The sequence below is a fragment of the Caballeronia sp. dw_276 genome (genome assembly GCF_018449635.1).
GTDB lineage: Bacteria > Pseudomonadota > Gammaproteobacteria > Burkholderiales > Burkholderiaceae > Caballeronia.
Map to the genome: position 1 here is coordinate 425,645 of NZ_JAAVUV010000006.1, position 20,800 is coordinate 446,444.

Here is a 20,800-nt window from a genome sequence, read left to right on the forward strand (position 1 = left end):
TTTGTCGTGCGGATTCGCGCGCGCCCGTCTTCACAAAAGACGTCTGGCCGCGCACGAGTCTCGCGAAAACACGCTATCCAACTGGATTAATCGGGAACGCAAACATCATGAGACACATCATTTCCGTGTTGCTGGAAAACGAACCGGGCGCGTTATCGCGCGTCGTCGGCCTTTTTTCCGCACGCGGCTACAACATTGAGACCTTGACGGTGGCGCCGACTGAAGACAGCTCGCTGTCACGGCTCACCATTGTCTCCATTGGCTCGGACGACGTGATCGAACAGATCACGAAGCACCTGAACCGCCTGATCGAGGTGGTGAAAGTGGTCGACCTGACAGAGGGCGCCCACATCGAGCGCGAGCTGATGCTGATCAAGGTAAGGGCGGTCGGTAAGGAGCGGGAAGAGATGAAGCGGATGGCGGATATTTTCCGTGGCCGCATCATCGACGTCACCGAAAAAAGCTACACGATGGAACTGACGGGCGCGAGCGACAAGCTCGACGCCTTTATTCAGGGGCTTGATGCGACGGCGATTCTCGAAACCGTGCGCACCGGAAGTTCAGGCATTGGCCGGGGCGAGCGCATCCTGAAGGTTTGAGACCCGCTGGAACGAACTCGCAATCATTTGCACCCACTCAACGAATCAACGAATCTACTTAAGGCAAAGGAACCGACATGAAAGTTTTCTACGACAAAGACGCCGATCTCTCCCTCATCAAGGGCAAGCAGGTCACGATCATCGGCTATGGCTCGCAAGGCCATGCACATGCGCTGAACCTGAAGGACAGCGGCGTGAACGTGACGGTCGGCCTGCGCAAGAACGGCGCATCGTGGAGCAAGGCTGAGAAGGCCGGACTGAAGGTCAAGGAAGTGGCCGAAGCCGTGAAGGGCGCGGACGTGGTCATGATGCTGCTGCCGGACGAGCAGATCGCTGAAGTCTACAAGAACGAAGTGCACGACAACGCCAAGGAAGGCGCAGCATTGGCTTTCGCTCACGGCTTCAACGTGCACTACGGCCAGGTCATTCCGCGTGCCGACCTCGACGTGATCATGATCGCCCCGAAGGCGCCGGGTCACACCGTGCGCGGCACGTACGCACAAGGCGGCGGCGTTCCCCACCTGATCGCAGTGGCGCAAGACAAGTCGGGCTCGGCGCGCGACGTGGCTTTGTCGTATGCAGCGGCGAACGGCGGCGGCCGTGCTGGCATTATCGAAACGAACTTCCGCGAAGAAACCGAAACCGACCTGTTCGGCGAACAAGCTGTCCTGTGCGGCGGTACGGTCGACCTGATCAAGGCCGGCTTCGAAACGCTGGTGGAAGCCGGCTACGCGCCGGAAATGGCTTACTTCGAATGCCTGCATGAACTGAAGTTGATCGTCGACCTGATCTATGAAGGCGGTATCGCCAACATGAACTACTCGATCTCGAACAACGCCGAATACGGCGAGTACGTGACGGGACCGAAGATCGTGACGGCTGAAACGAAGAAGGCGATGAAGCAGGTTCTTACGGACATCCAGACGGGTGAATACGCGAAGAGCTTCATCATTGAAAACAAGGCAGGCGCGCCGACGCTGCAATCGCGCCGTCGTCTCACGGCTGAACACCAGATCGAAACGGTCGGCGCCAAGCTGCGCGCAATGATGCCGTGGATTGCCGCAAACAAGCTGGTCGATCAGTCGAAGAACTAAATAAAGCTTGAACGACCGGCGTTGTTTGCCGGTCTTAGTAATGACCGAAAGCCGTCCGGAGTCGCTTGGCGCCGGACGGCTTTTGCTATCCTACGGTTTTACTAAAATATAGAACTCGTTCATGAACTATCCACATCCGATCATCGCGCGTGAAGGCTGGCCGTTTATTGCCATTGCGGCTGTCATTGCCGTGTTGATCCAGGCCATCGGCAGCTTCAGTTTTGCCTGGCCGTTCTGGTTGCTGACGATCTTCGTCGTGCAGTTTTTCCGCGATCCCGCACGCCCGATTCCGGTTCAGGCAAACGCCGTGCTGTGTCCTGCCGACGGTCGTGTCGTCGCGGTGGAAACGGCGCATGACCCGTATGCAAACCGCGAGGCGCTCAAGATCAGCGTGTTCATGAACGTGTTCAATGTCCACTCGCAGCGCTCGCCGGTCGATGGCGCCATCAGCAAAGTCGAGTATTTCCCTGGTTCGTATTTGAATGCCGCCGTCGACAAAGCATCGACCGAGAACGAACGCAATGCCATCGTGATCCAGACCGCGGCAGGGCACACGGTGACGTCGGTGCAGATCGCCGGCCTGATTGCGCGGCGCATTTTGTGCTATGTCCACGTGGGCGAACCGCTCAATCGTGGCCAGCGTTATGGTTTTATTCGCTTTGGATCGCGTGTTGACGTGTATTTGCCGGTTGGAAGCCGTCCGCGAGTGGCGATCGGCGAGAAAGTGTCGGCGTCGTCCACGATTCTTGCCGAGTTCGCAGAGTAAGCATCAATAAGCGGTAAAACCAGGCTGCACAACGGAGGACTCGATGGCGGCACTCAAACCGCGCCGGACGCGTAGCACGACAACACCCCCGCGGGCGTTTCGCCGCAACAAGTCGGCGCAGGACATCGGCGTGCTCGAAACGAGGCGTGCCAAGCGGCAACAATTCTTGAGAAAGCGCGGCATCTATCTGCTGCCCAATGCGTTCACCACGGCCGCGTTGTTTTGCGGCTTCTTCGCCGTCGTCCAGGCCATGAACGTGCGCTTCGAGATCGCGGCCATCGCGATCTTCGTGGCCATGGTGCTCGACGGTATGGACGGTCGCGTTGCGCGCATGACGCATACGCAGAGCGCGTTTGGCGAGCAGTTCGACAGTCTTTCCGACATGGTTTCGTTCGGCGTTGCGCCCGCGCTGGTGATGTACGAATGGATCCTGAAGGATCTCGGCCGATGGGGCTGGCTTGCGGCGTTCGTCTATTGTTCGGGCGCTGCCTTGCGGTTGGCTCGCTTCAATACAAATGTAGGTGTGGTCGACAAACGCTATTTCCAGGGCCTGCCTAGCCCGGCTGCGGCCGCTTTGATCGCAGGTTTCGTGTGGCTCGCCACCGATAACCGCGTGCCGCTCAAGCTGGTCTGGCTGCCTTGGGTGGCGTTTGCCCTGACTATCTACGCCGGCGTGACAATGGTCTCGAACGCGCCGTTCTACAGCGGCAAGGCGCTCGACGTACGGTTTCGTGTGCCGTTTGCCGGTGTATTGCTGGTAGTCGTGGCGTTCGTGCTGGTGTCTTCAGATCCGCCTTTGATGCTGTTCGGACTCTTCGTTCTTTACGGTTTTTCGGGCTACGCCTGGTGGGGATACATGAGTTTGAGAGGACGGCCGAATCCGGCCCGGTCATCGGAAAAAGCGCATTGATATGAAGCGCGCATTGGTTATCGCAGCCAATGCGCGTTTTTTTCGACCGCGCCCCGCCGAAAGAACCCCAATCGTCCCGATCGGAAAGCCCAATTGCACGCTTTTCAAAATGTAGTTATAGTTTGCGAATGAATTTTTTCGCCCATCTCCTCTCGTTGTCCCTAGCCGGTGCGCCGCTACGCGCGCTACCGCTACTAGCGCGCCTGCCGCGCTAAGCTTCCCGCCTCCCGTCTGCTCGTTCGTGGTTTTCGACGCCAGCGGTGGCGCGAACACCCGAATTCCGTATCGCCTTTCTCCACCGCCTTATTAAATCCAAAATTCCCCACTGGAGCCCGAACATGGCAGACAAACTCATCATTTTCGACACGACGCTTCGCGATGGCGAGCAGTCCCCCGGCGCGTCGATGACGAAAGACGAGAAGATCCGGATCGCAAAAGCGCTCGAACGGATGAAAGTCGATGTGATCGAAGCCGGTTTCGCCGCCAGTTCGAACGGCGACTTCGATGCTATCCACACCATTGCCGGCCTCATCAAGGACAGCACGATCTGCTCTCTCGCCCGCGCCAACGACAAGGACATCCAGCGCGCTGCCGACGCCCTCAAGCCCGCCGATCACTTCCGCATCCATACCTTCATTGCGACGTCGGCGTTGCACATGGAAAAGAAGCTGCGCATGAGCGCCGATCAGGTCTACGAGCAGGCGCGTCTTGCCACGCGTTTCGCGCGCAAGTTCACGGATGACGTAGAATTTTCGCCAGAAGACGGCAGCCGCTCGGATCTCGACTTTTTGTGCCGCGTGCTCGAAGCGGTGATCGATGAAGGCGCGACCATCATCAACATTCCGGATACGGTCGGCTACGCCGTGCCGGAAGGCTACGGCAATCTCATCAAGACCATCCGCGAACGCGTGCCGAATTCGGACAAGGCGGTCTGGTCCGTGCATTGCCACGACGACCTCGGCATGGCGGTCGCCAATTCGCTGGCCGGCGTGCATATCGGCGGGGCGCGTCAGATCGAGTGCACCATCAACGGTCTCGGCGAGCGCGCGGGTAACACCGCGCTCGAAGAAGTCGTGATGGCGATGAAAACACGCAAGGATTATTACGGGTTGGAGCTCGGTATCGATACAACGCATATCGTCCCGACGTCGAAGCTCGTCTCGCAGATCACGGGTTTTGTCGTGCAGCCGAACAAGGCCGTGGTCGGCGCAAACGCGTTTGCGCATGCATCGGGCATTCATCAGGACGGCGTTTTGAAAGCGCGCGATACCTACGAAATCATGCGTGCGGAAGACGTTGGCTGGGCGACGAACAAGATCGTGCTTGGCAAGTTGTCGGGCCGAAATGCGTTCAAGCAGCGCCTCGAAGATCTGGGTGTGTCGCTGGAATCGGAAACGGACGTGAACGCGGCGTTCGTGCGCTTCAAGGAACTGGCCGACCGCAAATCGGAAATCTTCGATGAAGACATCATGGCAATCGTCTCCGAAGAATCTGCGGAAGCCCAGGCGAAGGAAACGTTCCGTTTTGTATCGCTGGCGCAGCACTCCGAGACGGGCGAGCAGCCGCACGCACGCGTGGTGTTTGCGGTCGATGGAATCGAAGTGCGCGGCGAAGCACGCGGCAATGGTCCGGTCGATGCGACCTTGCACGCAATCGAATCGAAGGTGACGAGCGGCGCCGAGCTCGTGCTGTATTCGGTGAATGCAATCACCACGGGTACGCAAGCCCAGGGTGAAGTGACGGTGCGTTTGTCGAAGAGCGGCCGGATTGTGAACGGCGTGGGCACGGACCCGGATATTGTGGCGGCATCGGCGAAAGCGTATCTTGCCGCGCTCAACAAACTTCATTCGAAAGTCGAGAAGCTCAATCCGCAGCTTTCGTGATCTTCATGAATCAACAGCAAGGCATTTGACCCGGTCGCCTTGTTGATTAAAAACGGCTCTCGCCAAAAGCGAGGGCCGTTTTTTATTGTGGTGCTGACTAGCGCAATACCCGTTTGAAAAAAGCTATCCGTGACGGATGCGCTGGCCGTTCCCGCGCCGCGTTGTCCAACTGCCGGCACTCAACGTGAATCCCGCGAGCGGGAGCATCTGCGATGAACTTATCGATGAGTTCACGCACGTCGGGATCGATGAAATCCGCGCGGCTTGCGTCGACGATCACCGTCGCGTTGTCGGGAATCTGCTTGAGGTGATGCTTGAGCGATACCTTTCCGAGAAACGACACGTCCTTGCGAAACGAGAGCAGGAAGTGATCGTCGTGTTGCGCTATGGTGATCGGCCGCTGCAAGTTCGCGTGGATAGCAAGCGCGATGCTGCACGCGATACCGAGCAAAATGCCGATCAGCAAATCGGTCGTCAACACGCCGACGATCGTCACAATAAACGGCGCAAACCGCACGAATCCCTGCTTCGCGACGGCTTTGAAAAGCGAAGGTTTTGCGAGCTTCAAACCGGTAAAAATCAGGATCGCGGCGAGGCACGCCAGCGGAATGAGATTGATGACCGCCGTCAGCGCGAACACGCTCGCTAGCAGCAGCACGCCGTGAATGACGGCCGACCATCGGCTTTGCGCGCCCGCGTGGACGTTGGCCGAACTGCGCACGATCACGGACGTGATCGGCAATGCGCCAATCGCGCCCGCCATCATGTTGCCGATTCCCTGCGCCTTCAATTCACGATCCGGATGCGCCGCGCGTTTTTTCGGATCGATCTGCTCGACAGCCTCCAGACTCAGCAAGGTTTCGAGACTCGCCACGATGGCAAGCGTCATCGCAAGGCGCCAGACATCGGGATTGATGAGTTGTTCGAAGTTTGGCCAGTCGAGGGCGGCGTTCAATGCGGCGAACGAAGCCAGCGAGGGCAGCGACACACGATGCTCCGCCGGCGGCGCAAAACCCGGTGCGGTGTAGTCGAGCGCCAGCGTGATTGCAATGCCGAGCATCACCACGGCAAGCGGCGCAGGCATTGCGCGTACCAGCGCAAAGCGGCGCATCGCCCGGGTTTCCCAACCGGCCAGGATCGCGATCGACACAATGGCGACCGCGCAGGCGGCGAGCGACATCGCGCCAAAAGGTGTGGCGATCGTGCCGGGCGCTCCGGCCGCGACGTGGGCGCCATCGTTGGCAAAACCGGCGGCGAGCGGCACTTGCTTGATGATGAGCAACAAGCCGATCGCGGCGAGCATCCCTTTGATCACCGACGACGGCACGTACGCCGCAAAACGCCCGGCCTTCAGCATGCCGAATCCGAACTGGATCGCGCCCGCGAGCATCACGGCCATGAGGAAAGTGGAAAAGCTGCCGAGCTTGGCAATGCCGTCCACCACGATCACGACGAGTCCCGCCGCCGGTCCGCTCACGCTCAATTGCGAGCCGCTCAAAAGCGCCACCACCAGCCCGCCGATAATGCCCGACAGCAAGCCCGCAAACGGTTCGACGCCGGATGCATTGGCAATGCCGAGGCACAACGGCATCGCGACAAGGAAGACGACGGTGCCCGCGAACATGTCGCGAGGGAAATTGGCAAACGTTTGGCGTAGGTTCATAGGCTTTTTTGGGCGCGAGTTGGACCGTGCGATGTCCCAGGGGATGTCGCACAGAAGAAGTTTGGAGCTGGGGTTTTGCGCCGGCTGGCTGGTAACTAATTGCCGGCTGTTTCGGTCATGTAGTGCACGGCGCTTGGGGCAGGTTCAGCGTCCGCGTCAGCCGGATCGCCGGATGAAAGCACCTTGATGCGGCCATCGCGCAGGCCGAAGATCCAGCCATGGACGCGCGGCGGGCGCTCGGCGTCGCGAACGGTCGACACGCGCCGTATTGCGTGGACTTGTTCCAGCACGCTCAGCTCGGCGAGCCGGTCGATGCGTCCGTCGCCGGGTTCGATGGCATCGAGTTCATCGCTGTGTTTTCGAGCCAAAGCGCACAACGGCGCGATCCGACGGTTGACGTGCGGCAGCGACGGCGACATGGGCAGCAACGACGCGCGCACGCCGCCGCATCCGTAATGTCCGCACACGATCACATCGTCCACTTTTAGCACGTTCACCGCGTATTCGAGGACGCTCATGGTGTTGTCGTCGTCAGGTGAAAAGAGGTTCGCGATGTTGCGATGGACGAACAGATCACCGGGCTTGGAGTGCGTAATGGTCTCGGCCGGCACACGGCTGTCCGAACAGCCAAGCCACAGTACGGTCGGGCTTTGTCCCTGAGCGAGGGTTTCGAAAAAGGCGGGGTCGCTGGCAGCGATTTCCGCCGCCCAACCCACGTTTTCGACAAGCATGCGTTTGGGTCTAGTCATGGTGAATGCTCCAATCAGCTCCAAAAGCGTAATGGTAGGCGATGTACAGGGAAACAATGTTCCGGTTTGCTGACACATCGTAGGCGTAAGCTTACGAATTACTTTCTATGAAAAGGTTCCGGACGTCCAGGCATAAAAAATGCCGCGTTTGACGGCGGCATTTTTTTCGGACGAGAAATAAATCGCCCGGTGGGCGCGAGAGGCGCTTGATTGCTGGCTGCTTCAGAAGAAGTTGCGGCGATCTGGATCGTGCAGCGGATCCGGTGTTTTTTGCGTGAGGCGGACGATGCCCTGGTCATCGAAGTAGAAGCTGAACATCATGTACCAATAACCCGCTTCCATATACCGATAAGTCCAGACTTCACGCTTCATCAACGGGAAGTAGGATGTCTCGACCGGGCGCCCGAAGTTCAGCAATACGTCCTTGCGGGTCCACGTACCAATTTGCGCCTTATAGAACTCGTTTTCGTCTAGAACCTGCCGCACGCTCACAATTTTTCCGGATGCATCGATGTCAGCCGCCGTCGTGACTTCGCCCAGCGGTTGGGTCGGCCACATCAGGCGCTTGCCGCCGTTCGGCAGGTCGTAGACCTCTTTCGGCGGCCCGAGCCGGGCGGTCACCGTCGATGAATCCGCGCCCGCCTGATAGTTTTGCCACGGCTGCGCACATGCCGTCATCAACAGGGCCAGAACTATCGCGGCCGGTTTTCGTATCGATTTGATCAACATTGAAGCCTCCTTCGTGTGCGTGTCCACAAGTCATCGTGGGTTTTTTGCTGTGGTGCTTATTTTGACATGGGGCAGGGCGGGTGATTGCAGCCGTTGCCCGGCTCGCTTGTTCAGGAAACGCGCAGCCACGCACGGGTATTCCATTTAAGCGCGCATTTCTTTGGATGTTGCACGCGGCGTGCCCCGAGGCCTATGATCCGCGGTTCGGTTTTTATCTTGGATGGGGCGGTATGGGATTGCGTGATTTCTTGGCGAAATGCAGCAGAGCGGCAGTTACAGCGATTGTTTGCGGTGGCTTCGCTGCGCCGGCCGTGGCCGCCGACCTCGCGCCGATTCGCATCGCGATGATCGAAGGGATGTCGGGCCCGTTTGCCAACGCGGGTGCGTCGGTCGAGCGCAATTTGCGCTTCGGCGTGGAACGCGTGAATGCCAACGGGGGCGTGGTGTTGCCTGACGGGCGGCATCTGCTGCAACTGGTGGTGCTCGATGGCAAAGGCAGCAGCGAGGCGAGCCTCGTGCAACTGCGCGCGGCCATCGACCAGGGAATCGGTTTCGTCACGCAGGGCAATAGCTCGGCGGTGGCTGCGGCGCTCGTCGATGCCATCAACAAGCAGAACGCTCGCGATCCTGAACATCGCGTGGTCTTCCTGAATTATTCCGCCGACGATCCGGCCCTCACCAACGAAAACTGCAGTTTCTGGCATTTCCGCTTCGATGCTCACGCCGGCATGCGCATGAACGCACTCGCCGATGTAATCCAGCGCGAGAAATCGGTGAAAAAGGTCTATTTGTTCAACCAGGACTACAGCTTCGGCCACGATGTCAGCCGCGAAGCACAACGTGCGCTGAAGGAGCGCCGGCCGGACATCGCAATCGTCGCCGATGAATTCATCCCCGCCGGACGCGTGAAGGATTTCGCGCCGTACATCGCGAAGATCCGTTCGAGCGGCGCCGATGCCGTCATCACCGGCAACTGGGGCAACGACCTGACGCTGCTGGTCAAGGCCGCGCGGGAGCAGGGCCTCGACACGCACTTCTACACGTTTTATGGCAACAGCCTGGGAGCGCCCGCCGCATTGGGCGATGCCGGCGTGGAGCACGTGGTGGCGGTGGCGGACTGGCATCCGAACGCGGGCGGCGCGAGCTCCGATGCGTATTACGCGGCGTTCCGGAGCCGTTATCCCGCTTCCGCCGACGACTACCTCTTCCTGCGCATGCCGCTGATGATCGAAATGCTCGGCAACGCAATGCAAAAGGCGAGGAGCGCAGATCCGACAGCCGTCGCTCGCGCCCTGGAAGGCATGAAGCTCGACACGGGTTTCCAGACAACTGAAATGCGCGCGGCGGACCACCAGGTGATCCAGCCCCTTTACGTCATCGAAATGGACAAAGCGGGCACGCCGGGCGTGCGCTTCGACAATGAAGGCTCGACCTTCGGCTTTCGCACCTTGCTCAAGATTCCGGCGGCAAATACGGCGATGCCGACGACCTGCCAGATGAAACGTCCGGCGCCGTGAACGCAGCCGGAAAAGCTTGGGCGCAGGCCTATTGCGTAATAGCGTTCGCTGGCCGTAACCGTGTCGACGGACAAAACCGCTGTGCTATAATTCGCGACTTGCCGTATGCAGGGCTGGGCTTCAAACCCCGCTTGAACGCGTCCGGCAAGGTAATCCAAGGCCGAAGTATGGCTGAGGAAAGATGCAGAAAACCCACGGCACGGCCCTTCTTCCGTGACCGCCTGTTCGTATCAAAGGAAAATCAAATGTCTACCGTAGTTGCTCATGCAAAGAAGTCCGACGTCGTCGCAGAATATGCGCGCGCCGCAAATGACACTGGATCGCCTGAAGTGCAAGTCGCACTGCTCACGACCCGTATCAACGAACTGACCGTTCACTTCAAGGCCCACACGAAGGATCACCACAGCCGCCGCGGTCTGCTGCGCATGGTGAGCCGTCGCCGCAAGCTGCTCGATTACCTCAAGGGCAAAGACGCTGACCGTTATCGCTCGCTGATCGAAAAGCTGGGTCTGCGCAAGTAAGCGGCTAGCGTTCTCAACGAAATGCCTGTGTCAGTTTGCTGATACAGGCATTTTGTTTTTGAACGGCGCGCTGTGTATGGGCGCAATGCAGGAAATCAGCAGGAAAACAGTGGGAAATATCGAAGGCTTGCATTAAAGCCAACCCGGATCGGAAGCAGATTCGACTACAGGGCCGGGCCTCGCGGCAGAGCTTTGTGTCATTCCAGCGCGTCATGCGCATCGCGTGTCGTGTTGCGTTGGAATGACATACACCCCTCTCTTGCGTGGTTCCGGTCATCGCTTGGCTTCGCGGTTTTCATCGGCGTGTGCGCGGGTTCCGGATGGTCCGGAACGCACGACAACACGTCGGAACGCTGCGGGGCATAACGAAGAAGGAGTGAGAATGTTTAAGAAAATCGTCAAGGAATTCAAGTGGGGACAACACAACGTTCGCCTGGAAACAGGTGAAATCGCGCGCCAGGCAAGCGGCGCTGTGATCGTCGATGTGGAAGATACCGTGGTGCTCGCGACGGTTGTCGGCGCGAAGACGGCAAAGCCGGGCCAGGACTTCTTCCCGCTGACCGTCGATTATCTGGAAAAGACCTATGCAGCCGGCAAGATCCCGGGTGGTTTCTTCCGTCGCGAAGGCCGTCCGTCGGAAGGTGAAACGCTGATCTCGCGCTTGATCGACCGCCCGTTGCGTCCGCTTTTCCCTGAAGGCTTCTACAACGAAGTCCAGGTTGTGATTCACGTGCTGTCGCTGAACCCGGATGTACCCGCCGACATTCCCGCGCTGATCGGCGCGTCGGCGGCTCTGGCCATCTCCGGCCTGCCGTTCAACGGCCCGGTGGGCGCCGCCCGCGTTGCGTACATCAACAACGAATTCGTGCTGAACCCGACGCGTCCGCAAATGAAGGAATCGGCGCTCGACTTGATCGTCGCCGGTACGGAACGCGCGGTTTTGATGGTGGAATCAGAAGCGCAGCAATTGACTGAAGAAGTCATGCTGGCCGCCGTGGTGTTTGGTCACGACCAGATGCAAGTTGCTATCGATGCAATCCATGAGCTGGTGGCGGAAGGTGGCAAGCCGGAATGGGATTGGGCGCCGGCTGCAAAGAACGAACCGCTGATCGCGCGCGTGGCTGAATTGGCAGAGGCAGAATTGCTGTCGGTTTATCAGATTCGCGACAAGTCGGCACGCAGCGCAAAGCTGAAGGAAGTCTACGCATCGACGACCGCAAAGCTCACCGAAGAAGCCGCTGCCCGTGGCGAAACGCCGGCGGACAAGGCGACTATCGGCAACGTGTTGTTCGATATCGAAGCGAAGATCGTCCGTACGCAGATCTTGAACGGCGAACCGCGTATCGATGGCCGTGACACGCGCACCGTGCGCCCCATCGAAATCCGTACCGGCGTGCTGCCGCGTACGCACGGCTCGGCACTGTTCACGCGCGGCGAAACGCAAGCGCTGGTTGTGGCGACGCTCGGCACGAAGGGCGACGAACAGAACATCGACGCGCTCGAAGGCGAGTACCGCGAACGCTTCATGCTTCACTACAACATGCCTCCGTTCGCGACCGGCGAAACGGGCCGCGTCGGTTCGCCGAAGCGCCGTGAAATCGGCCACGGCCGTCTGGCCAAGCGCGCGCTGGCCGCGTGCCTGCCGAGCGCCGACGAATTCGGCTACTCCATCCGCGTTGTATCGGAAATCACGGAATCGAACGGTTCTTCGTCGATGGCATCGGTCTGCGGCGGCTGTCTCGCGCTGATGGACGCCGGTGTTCCCATGAAGGCGCACGTTGCTGGTATCGCGATGGGCCTGATTCTGGAAGGCAACAAGTTCGCGGTGCTGACGGACATCCTCGGCGACGAAGATCACCTCGGCGACATGGACTTCAAGGTGGCGGGCACGGCGCAAGGCGTGACGGCACTGCAGATGGACATCAAGATCCAGGGCATCACCAAGGAAATCATGCAGGTCGCGCTCGCTCAGGCGAAGGAAGGCCGCATGCATATTCTCGGCAAGATGACGACGGCGGTTCCGGGCACGAACACGAACCTGTCGGACTACGCGCCGCGCATGATCACCATGAAGATCAATCCGGAAAAGATCCGCGACGTGATCGGCAAGGGCGGTTCGGTGATCCGTGCGTTGACCGAAGAAACCAACACGACCATCGATATTTCCGATGACGGCGTGGTGACCATCGCGAGCACGAGCAGCGAAGGCATGGCGGAAGCGAAGAAGCGCATTGAGAACATCACGGCCGAAGTAGAAGTGGGTCAGATCTACGAAGGTCCGGTACTGAAATTGCTTGACTTCGGTGCGATCATCAACATCCTGCCGGGTAAGGATGGTTTGCTGCACATCTCGGAAATCGTCAACGAGCGCATCAAGGACATCAACGACTACCTGAAGGAAGGTCAGATCGTGAAGGTCAAGGTCATCCAGACAGACGAAAAGGGTCGTGTGCGTTTGTCGGCGAAGGCGCTGCTGGCCGAAGGCGGCGAGCCGATTCAACCGATCCAGCCGACGCAACCGCAGTAATGCGGTAAGTTGGAATGGCCGGCGCGAGTTGCTTGCGTGCCGGCCGTTTTTAAATATGACGGTTCGAATGTGATTCCGTGTTATTGCGGGTTCTTGACGGAGCCTGCAATGCCATGAGGTTACATCGCGGTTTGACGAAGTCCGACTCGAAGGAATACGCAGATGAAAGCGATCGAAATCACCGAATTTGGCGCGCCCGAAGTGTTAAAGCTGGGCGAGCGCCCCATGCCGGAACCCAAGGCTGGCGAAGTGCTGATCAAGGTTGCGGCTTCGGGCGTGAATCGTCCGGACGTGTTCCAGCGCAAGGGCGGTTACGCGCCGCCGCCGGGGGCGTCGGATTTGCCGGGGCTGGAAGTGGCGGGTGAGATCGTGCGCGGTGACTTCGACCCGAAACACAATCCGTTTGGCCTGAAGGCGGGCGATCGTGTCTGCGCGCTGCTTGCGGGCGGTGGTTACGCCGAGTATGCATGCGCGCCACTCGAGCAGTGCCTGCCGGTGCCTGCGGGTTTGACGGATATCGAAGCGGCGTCATTGCCGGAGACGTTCTTTACCGTGTGGAGTAACGTATTTGAGCGCGCGCACCTGGGTAAGGGTGAGAACGGCGCCGAAGAGACGCTCCTGATCCAGGGCGGTTCGAGCGGTATCGGCGTGACGGCAATCCAGATTGCCAAGGCGCTGGGGCATCGCGTGTTCGTGACGGCCGGTTCCGACGAAAAATGTCAGGCGTGCGAAAAGCTAGGTGCGGAACGGGCGATCAACTACAAAACGGAAGATTTCGTCGATGTCGTGAAGTCGCTGACGAATGACCGTGGCGTGGACGTGATCCTCGACATGGTCGCGGGCGATTACCTTCCCCGCGAACTGAAAGCGCTGGCCGATGGCGGCCGTGTGGTGGTCATTGCAACGTTGGGTGGATCGAAAGCCGAGATCAATCTGAACGAAGTGCTGCGCCGCCGTCTCGTGATCACGGGTTCGACCCTGCGTCCGCGTTCGGTCGCGTTCAAGGGCAAGGTCGCGGTCCAATTGAAAGAGCGGGTGTGGCCGGAAATCGAGGCAGGGCGCATCAAGCCAGTAATTCATCAGGTTTTCGCCGCCGATCAGGCCGCAGCAGCCCACGAATTAATGGAAGGCAGTACGCACATCGGCAAAATAGTGCTCGACTGGAGTCAGGTTGCCTGACCGCGAGTGTGTGCGCAAAGCTGAAAATAAGCTGTCGGCAAGATTTCGGTGTTTGACCGTCTTCCGCCAGGCACAGTAAAATTGCATGTTGTACTGGAGTGGCGTGCCCGAAAGTTCCGTTTCGGTTCATTTTTCTGGTTCCTTTCCACCTTTTAATCGGCAGCCTCGCTGCTAAGACGAGACAAATGCCGCAAGAACAAGCCAAACGCGCAAAGCTGGTAGTTGGAAACTGGAAGATGCACGGTCGGCTGGTCGAGAACGCGGCCTTGCTGCAGGCAGTCGCCGCGGGCGCGGCTGCGTTGCAGAATGGCGTTCGAACAGGCTTGTGCGTGCCGACGCCGTACCTGGCGCAAGCGCAGGCTCTGCTGGCCGGATCGGTAGTCGCGTGGGGCGTGCAGGATGTTTCGGCTCATAAGCAAGGTGCTTATACGGGTGAAGTTGCTGCCGGCATGGCAGCGGACTTGGATGCGACTTACGCGATCGTTGGCCATTCTGAGCGTCGTGCCTATCATCACGAACATTCGGACTTGGTGGCGGTGAAGGCGCAGCGTGCTTTAGAAGCTGGCCTCGTACCCATCGTCTGCGTGGGTGAGACGCTGGAACAACGCGAAAACGGCTCGACTGAGCAGATTGTTGGAACACAGCTTGAGGCTGTATTGCTGGTCCTGAGCGAGAGCCAGGCGGCGAAAATCGTTGTGGCTTACGAACCGGTCTGGGCGATCGGGACGGGTAAAAGCGCAACAACGGAGCAGGCGCAACAGGTTCACGCGTTTTTGCGCGGGCAGCTCGCTGCGAAGGGTGCGAGTGTGGCGACCGTGCCCGTGCTCTACGGCGGCAGCGTCAAGCCTGAAAATGCGGAAGAACTGTTCGCTCAACAGGACATCGACGGCGGATTGATAGGCGGCGCGTCGTTGAAGTCTAAGGATTTCCTTGCGATTTGTCAGGCAGCACAAAACGTTTCGGTTTAATTGCCGAGTTTAAGCTTTCGAAAATGTAAGCATTAAAAAGCGTGGCGCAACAGTGTCGCGTGAACATTAAAGAGTCGGGTGAACGGAATGCTGTATTTAAAGACATTGATTATCGTCGTCCAGTTGCTGTCGGCGTTTGGCGTTATCGGGCTGGTATTGTTGCAGCACGGTAAGGGCGCCGATATGGGAGCGGCTTTCGGTAGCGGCGCATCTGGAAGTCTGTTCGGCGCGACCGGTTCAGCGAACTTTTTATCCCGTACGACTGCGGTCCTCGCGGCGGTGTTTTTCATCTCGACGCTGACGCTGACTTACTTGGGAAGTTACAAGCCTGCAGCCTCGGCAGGCGTGCTGGGCGGGGCTGCAGTGACCGCGCCCGCTGCAAATACGACCGTCGGTGCATCGGTTCCTGTGGCTGGTTCGGCGCCGGTTGCATCGTCGGCTCCGGGCTCTGATGTCCCGAAATAAATTTTCGCTTTCAGCACCTTTTGTGCGTTGAACAAACTGCTTAACCCAGTTATAATTTTGTTCTCGAAGCGATTCCCGGCAATTAGAAGTTGATTTACCGGATTGCAAGACAGTGCCGACGTGGTGAAATTGGTAGACACGCTATCTTGAGGGGGTAGTGGCGAAAGCTGTGCGAGTTCGAGTCTCGCCGTCGGCACCAAAAAGTTATCCAATGCCAGCCGCATGCATTGCTTCGGCTGGCATTGTCACTTCTGGCGGGCGAATATGTAAGGGTTCTTACGTATTGGTCGTCTTTAGTTGAAAATCGGTTGGGCAGTCGTCCCGGCCGGCACACCAGATCAAACCGATTTGAGGATAGTCGTGAATCTCTCAGCCTATTATCCCGTCTTGCTGTTCCTCGTCGTGGGCACCGGTTTGGGTATCGCTCTCGTCAGCATCGGCAAGATCCTCGGTCCCAACAAGCCTGACACGGAAAAAAACGCGCCCTACGAGTGCGGCTTCGAGGCCTTCGAAGACGCGCGGATGAAGTTCGATGTGCGCTATTATCTCGTCGCTATTCTGTTCATTATTTTCGATCTCGAAACCGCGTTCCTGTTTCCGTGGGGCGTTGCCCTGCGCGACATCGGTTGGCCGGGTTTCTTGTCCATGATGGTTTTTCTGCTCGAATTTCTGCTGGGTTTCGCCTACATCTGGAGAAAGGGTGGGCTGGACTGGGAGTGAAGGGCAGGCGGCGAGTTGAGAATTTCGGATCACCGGATTGCTGGGTAGCTATGGCTGGCTGCTCATCTGGAGTGAAAGCAAATGAGTATCGAAGGGGTCTTGAAGGAAGGGTTTGTCACCACCACGGCTGACAAGCTGATCAACTGGACGCGCACGGGGTCGCTGTGGCCCATGACGTTCGGTCTTGCGTGTTGCGCGGTCGAGATGATGCATGCGGGCGCTGCCCGCTATGACCTGGATCGTTTCGGCGTCGTATTTCGTCCGAGTCCGCGGCAGTCGGACGTGATGATTGTCGCCGGCACGCTGTGCAACAAGATGGCGCCTGCGCTACGCAAGGTGTACGACCAGATGGCCGAGCCGCGCTGGGTCATCTCCATGGGTTCGTGCGCCAACGGCGGCGGCTATTACCACTATTCGTATTCTGTCGTGCGCGGCTGTGACCGGATCGTCCCGGTCGACGTCTACGTGCCCGGATGCCCGCCGACGGCTGAAGCGCTTGTATATGGCGTGATCCAGCTGCAGGCGAAGATTCGCCGCACCAGCACGATCGCCCGCCAGTAATTGAACAAGCGCGGTCGATACAAGGTCGTGACGCCATCATCAGCATGCCGGTCAGCGTCACAGAAGTCCAATTAAGCGTCACCAAGGCCTGAGCCTCCCCAATATGGCAAGCAAACTCGAGACCCTGAAAGCGAACCTCGAGGCGGCGTTCGGCGACCGCCTGCATAGCATCACCGAGTCGCTCGGGCAATTGACAGTCGTCGTCAAGGCGGCGAATTACCTCGATGTCGCGCTCAAGTTGCGCGACGACCGCTCGCTCGGTTTCGAGCAGCTCGTCGACCTGTGCGGCGTCGACTATTCCGCGTACGGCGACGGCGCCTACGAAGGTCCGCGTTTCGCGGCCGTCCTCCATCTCCTTTCGGTCGCCAACAACTGGCGTCTGCGCGTGCGCGTCTTCGCACCGGACGACGAAGTGCCTATCGTCGCCTCGGTGGTGGACGTGTGGTCGTCGGCGAACTGGTACGAGCGCGAAGCATTCGACCTGTTCGGTATCGTTTTTGAAGGTCACCCGGACCTGCGCCGCATTCTCACCGACTATGGATTTATCGGCCATCCGTTCCGCAAGGACTTCCCGGTGTCGGGATATGTCGAAATGCGTTACGACCCGGAGGAAAAGCGCGTCGTGTACCAGCCCGTGACGATCGAGCCGCGCGAAATCACGCCGCGAGTGATCCGCGAGGACCGCTATGGCGGTCTGAAACACTAAGAGAACGCCATGGCAGAGATCAAGAACTACACGCTCAATTTCGGCCCGCAACACCCGGCTGCGCACGGTGTGCTGCGCTTGGTGCTGGAGCTCGACGGCGAAGTGATTCAACGTGCCGATCCGCATATCGGCCTCTTGCATCGCGCGACGGAAAAGCTCGCCGAATCGAAGACCTTCATTCAATCCGTGCCGTACATGGACCGTCTCGACTATGTGTCGATGATGGTGAACGAGCACGGCTACGTGATGGCCATCGAAAAACTGCTCGGCATCGACGTGCCGGTGCGCGCGAAATATATTCGCGTGCTCTTCGACGAAATCACGCGGGTGCTGAATCACCTGATGTGGATCGGCTCGCACGCGCTCGACGTCGGTGCAATGGCGGTCTTTTTGTATGCGTTCCGTGAGCGCGAAGATTTGATGGACGTGTACGAAGCGGTATCCGGCGCACGGATGCACGCGGCGTATTACCGTCCGGGCGGCGTGTATCGCGACTTGCCTGACGCAATGCCGCAATACAAGGCATCGAAAATTCGCAATGCGAAGGCGTTGTCGCGCATGAACGAAACGCGTCAGGGCTCGCTGCTCGATTTCATCGACGATTTCTTTACGCGTTTTCCGAAGTGCGTGGACGAATACGAAACGCTCTTGACCGATAACCGCATCTGGAAGCAGCGGCTCGTGGGTATTGGTGTGGTCAGTCCTGAGCGCGCGTTGCAGCTCGGCATGACCGGCGCGATGCTCCGTGGTTCGGGCATCGAATGGGATCTGCGCAAGAAGCAGCCGTACGAAGTCTACGACCAGCTGGATTTCGATATCCCCGTTGGTGTGAACGGCGACTGCTACGACCGCTATCTCGTGCGCGTTGAAGAGATGCGTCAATCAACGCGTATCGCGAAACAGTGTATTGAGTGGCTTCGTAAGAATCCTGGCCCTGTGATGATCGACAATCACAAGATTGCGCCGCCTTCGCGCGTTGGCATGAAAACCAACATGGAAGAGTTGATTCACCACTTCAAGCTCTTCACGGAAGGTTTCCATGTTCCCGAAGGCGAGACGTATGCAGCCGTCGAGCATCCGAAGGGTGAGTTTGGGATTTATCTGATTTCGGATGGCGCGAACAAGCCGTATCGATTGAAGATTCGTGCGCCGGGTTATGCGCACCTTGCTTCGCTCGACGAAATGGCGCGTGGCCACATGATCGCAGATGCAGTGACGATCATCGGAACGCAGGATATCGTGTTCGGCGAGATCGACCGCTGACATGCCGTCGCGGACATCAATCGCATCATGTTGCATCATGCCGGCCCGCTCGCGCTTTAGTGCTGAACGTGCCGGCGAACCAACAACAGCAGGACGCCAGGTCTGCCGCAAAAGAAGGGCGCGGCGGGTTTTCGTTCGGTAGGAACTGAAAGAGTCGTGTCTGAAATGATCTCAGCTGAAGGCCTGAAAGAAATCGATCGCGCGATCGCGAAATATCCCGTGGAGCAGAAACAGTCCGCGGTGATGGCGGCGCTGACTGTCGCTCAGGAAGAGCATGGCTGGCTGTCGCCGGAAATCATGCAGTTCGTGGCCGACTACCTGAGCATGCCCTCGGTGGCCGTGCAGGAAGTGGCGACGTTCTACACCATGTACGAGACCGCGCCGGTCGGCAAACACAAGATCACGCTCTGTACGAACCTGCCATGCCAACTGGGTCCGGATGGCGGATCGGAAAGTGCTGCTGAATATCTGAAGCAAAAGCTCGGCATCGATTTTGGCGAAACCACCGCTGACGGCAAGTTCACTTTGAAAGAAGGTGAATGCTTTGGCGCGTGCGGCGATGCACCCGTGTTGCTCGTGAACAATCATCGTATGTGCAGTTTCATGAGTCGCGAGCGGATCGACACGCTCCTCGAGGAACTATCGAAATGACGTCTCTTCACGACCGCCACATCCAGCCCCTGATTCTCGCCGGCCTCAACGGCGAAAACTGGCACCTCGAAGACTATGTGGCGCGCGGCGGTTATGCCCAGCTGCGCCGTATTCTCGAAGAAAAAATTCCGCAAGAACAGGTGATTGCCGACGTGAAGGCGTCGGGCCTGCGTGGTCGCGGCGGCGCGGGTTTTCCGACCGGTCTGAAGTGGAGCTTCATGCCGCGTCAGTTTCCGGGGCAGAAATATCTCGTCTGCAACTCGGACGAAGGCGAACCGGGCACGTTCAAGGATCGCGACATCCTTCGCTGGAATCCGCATGCGCTGATCGAAGGCATGGCCATTGGCGCGTACGCCATGGGCATCACGGTCGGCTACAACTACATTCACGGCGAGATTTTCGAGGTCTACAAGATCTTCGAACAGGCGCTTGAAGAAGCGCGTGCAGCCGGTTATCTCGGTGCGAATATTCTGGGTTCGGGCTTTTCGTTCGAACTGCATGCGCACCATGGCTACGGCGCATATATCTGCGGCGAAGAAACGGCGTTGCTCGAGTCGCTGGAAGGCAAGAAGGGCCAGCCGCGCTTCAAGCCGCCGTTCCCGGCGAGCTTTGGCGTGTACGGCAAGCCGACCACGATCAACAACACCGAAACGTTCGCAGCGGTGCCGTTCCTTTTGGCTATCGGCCCGCAGAAGTATCTCGAGATCGGCAAACCGAACAACGGTGGCACGAAGATTTTCTCGGTTGCCGGCGACGTGAACCGGCCGGGCAATTTCGAAGTTCCCCTCGGTACCTCGTTTCAGACCTTGCTCGAGCTGGCTGGCGGCGTGCGCGGCAAGTCGGTGAAAGCGGTGATCCCGGGTGGATCATCTGCGCCGGTCGTGCCGGGTGAGCTCATGCTGGCCACCGACATGGACTACGACTCGATTGCCAAGGCCGGGTCCATGCTGGGTTCGGGTGCGGTCATCGTAATGAACGAAACGCGCTGCATGGTGCGTTCGCTCTTGCGCCTTTCGTACTTCTACTACGAAGAATCGTGCGGTCAGTGCACGCCTTGCCGCGAAGGCACGGGCTGGCTGTATCGCGTGGTGCATCGGATCGAGCACGGACTCGGGCGCAAGGAAGACCTGGATCTGCTGAACTCGGTCGCTGAAAACATCATGGGTCGCACCATTTGTGCTCTCGGCGACGCGGCAGCCATGCCGGTGCGCGGCATGCTGAAGCATTTCTGGGACGAATTCGAATATCACGTCGAGCATAAACATTGTCTCGTCGACGGACATGCGCATCATGCGCATACGTCCGAAGCGCTTACCGCGTGATCAGTGA

The 20,800-nt window shown here is 58.8% G+C and carries 20 protein-coding genes and 1 tRNA gene; 18 read left to right on the plus strand and 3 right to left on the minus strand.

All coding sequences use genetic code 11. From position 1 onward, the window contains the following. The first annotated feature begins 107 nt into the window (after positions 1–107). The 5 genes from ilvN to HB633_RS15755 all read left to right on the plus strand — a co-directional run bounded on the left by ilvN (position 108) and on the right by HB633_RS15755 (position 5,252). Complete coding sequence (gene ilvN / locus HB633_RS15735) at positions 108–599, plus strand: acetolactate synthase small subunit (RefSeq protein ID WP_047844600.1); 492 nt, start codon at positions 108–110, stop codon at positions 597–599. 77 nt (positions 600–676) lie between these two features. Then, on the plus strand, positions 677–1,693 hold the full coding sequence (gene ilvC / locus HB633_RS15740; protein ID WP_213778993.1) for a ketol-acid reductoisomerase: 1,017 nt from the start codon (positions 677–679) through the stop codon (positions 1,691–1,693). A 121-nt stretch (positions 1,694–1,814) separates the two neighbouring features. Beyond that, complete coding sequence (locus tag HB633_RS15745; RefSeq protein ID WP_213778995.1) at positions 1,815–2,459, plus strand: phosphatidylserine decarboxylase; 645 nt, start codon at positions 1,815–1,817, stop codon at positions 2,457–2,459. A gap of 43 nt (positions 2,460–2,502) precedes the next feature. After that, positions 2,503–3,369, plus strand: coding sequence for a CDP-diacylglycerol--serine O-phosphatidyltransferase (gene pssA, locus HB633_RS15750; protein WP_213778997.1), 867 nt, complete (start codon positions 2,503–2,505; stop codon positions 3,367–3,369). 338 nt (positions 3,370–3,707) lie between these two features. Next, a complete protein-coding gene (locus HB633_RS15755) occupies positions 3,708–5,252 on the plus strand; it encodes a 2-isopropylmalate synthase (RefSeq protein ID WP_213778998.1) in 1,545 nt (514 codons plus the stop codon). Positions 5,253–5,349: 97 nt separating this feature from the next. Here HB633_RS15755 and HB633_RS15760 read toward each other — a convergent pair whose 3' ends face one another. From HB633_RS15760 to HB633_RS15770, 3 genes are all read right to left on the minus strand, one after another. Continuing rightward, the gene (locus tag HB633_RS15760) at positions 5,350–6,915 is read right to left on the minus strand and encodes a SulP family inorganic anion transporter (protein ID WP_213778999.1); all 1,566 of its coding nucleotides are present in this window, start codon (positions 6,913–6,915) and stop codon (positions 5,350–5,352) included. Between the two features lie 95 nt (positions 6,916–7,010). Beyond that, a complete protein-coding gene (locus HB633_RS15765) occupies positions 7,011–7,664 on the minus strand; it encodes a carbonic anhydrase (RefSeq protein ID WP_213779001.1) in 654 nt (217 codons plus the stop codon). A gap of 222 nt (positions 7,665–7,886) precedes the next feature. Beyond that, positions 7,887–8,393: a hypothetical protein gene (locus tag HB633_RS15770; RefSeq protein ID WP_213779003.1), complete on the minus strand. Its 507-nt coding sequence runs from the start codon at positions 8,391–8,393 to the stop codon at positions 7,887–7,889. Between the two features lie 230 nt (positions 8,394–8,623). On the opposite strand from HB633_RS15770, the gene HB633_RS15775 reads away from it, so the two are divergent. The 13 genes from HB633_RS15775 (at position 8,624) to nuoF (ending at position 20,793) form a co-directional block, all read left to right on the plus strand. Further along, a complete protein-coding gene (locus tag HB633_RS15775; RefSeq protein WP_213779004.1) occupies positions 8,624–9,910 on the plus strand; it encodes a branched-chain amino acid ABC transporter substrate-binding protein in 1,287 nt (428 codons plus the stop codon). A 245-nt stretch (positions 9,911–10,155) separates the two neighbouring features. Next, a complete protein-coding gene (gene rpsO, locus HB633_RS15780) occupies positions 10,156–10,431 on the plus strand; it encodes a 30S ribosomal protein S15 (RefSeq protein WP_056353993.1) in 276 nt (91 codons plus the stop codon). Between the two features lie 376 nt (positions 10,432–10,807). Continuing rightward, on the plus strand, positions 10,808–12,958 hold the full coding sequence (gene pnp / locus HB633_RS15785; RefSeq protein WP_213779005.1) for a polyribonucleotide nucleotidyltransferase: 2,151 nt from the start codon (positions 10,808–10,810) through the stop codon (positions 12,956–12,958). A 162-nt stretch (positions 12,959–13,120) separates the two neighbouring features. Continuing rightward, positions 13,121–14,137, plus strand: a complete 1,017-nt coding sequence (locus HB633_RS15790) for an NAD(P)H-quinone oxidoreductase (RefSeq protein ID WP_213779007.1) — start codon at positions 13,121–13,123, stop codon at positions 14,135–14,137. 185 nt (positions 14,138–14,322) lie between these two features. Then, on the plus strand, positions 14,323–15,105 hold the full coding sequence (gene tpiA, locus HB633_RS15795; RefSeq protein WP_213779008.1) for a triose-phosphate isomerase: 783 nt from the start codon (positions 14,323–14,325) through the stop codon (positions 15,103–15,105). Positions 15,106–15,192: 87 nt separating this feature from the next. Next, positions 15,193–15,570, plus strand: a complete 378-nt coding sequence (secG, locus tag HB633_RS15800; protein WP_213779010.1) for a preprotein translocase subunit SecG — start codon at positions 15,193–15,195, stop codon at positions 15,568–15,570. A gap of 114 nt (positions 15,571–15,684) precedes the next feature. Beyond that, positions 15,685–15,769, plus strand: a tRNA-Leu gene (locus HB633_RS15805). 161 nt (positions 15,770–15,930) lie between these two features. Beyond that, entirely contained in the window at positions 15,931–16,290 is a 360-nt protein-coding gene (locus tag HB633_RS15810; protein ID WP_056353980.1) for an NADH-quinone oxidoreductase subunit A, read from the plus strand. An 81-nt stretch (positions 16,291–16,371) separates the two neighbouring features. Beyond that, the gene (locus HB633_RS15815) at positions 16,372–16,851 is read left to right on the plus strand and encodes an NADH-quinone oxidoreductase subunit B (RefSeq protein ID WP_027819582.1); all 480 of its coding nucleotides are present in this window, start codon (positions 16,372–16,374) and stop codon (positions 16,849–16,851) included. 103 nt (positions 16,852–16,954) lie between these two features. Further along, positions 16,955–17,557, plus strand: coding sequence for an NADH-quinone oxidoreductase subunit C (locus HB633_RS15820; protein WP_213779018.1), 603 nt, complete (start codon positions 16,955–16,957; stop codon positions 17,555–17,557). Positions 17,558–17,566: 9 nt separating this feature from the next. Then, entirely contained in the window at positions 17,567–18,820 is a 1,254-nt protein-coding gene (locus HB633_RS15825; protein ID WP_056353974.1) for an NADH-quinone oxidoreductase subunit D, read from the plus strand. 165 nt (positions 18,821–18,985) lie between these two features. Beyond that, on the plus strand, positions 18,986–19,471 hold the full coding sequence (nuoE, locus tag HB633_RS15830; RefSeq protein WP_060858512.1) for an NADH-quinone oxidoreductase subunit NuoE: 486 nt from the start codon (positions 18,986–18,988) through the stop codon (positions 19,469–19,471). Next, the gene (gene nuoF, locus HB633_RS15835) at positions 19,468–20,793 is read left to right on the plus strand and encodes an NADH-quinone oxidoreductase subunit NuoF (protein ID WP_213779020.1); all 1,326 of its coding nucleotides are present in this window, start codon (positions 19,468–19,470) and stop codon (positions 20,791–20,793) included. Before nuoE ends, nuoF begins: the two co-directional genes overlap by 4 nt. Positions 20,794–20,800 lie beyond the last annotated feature (7 nt).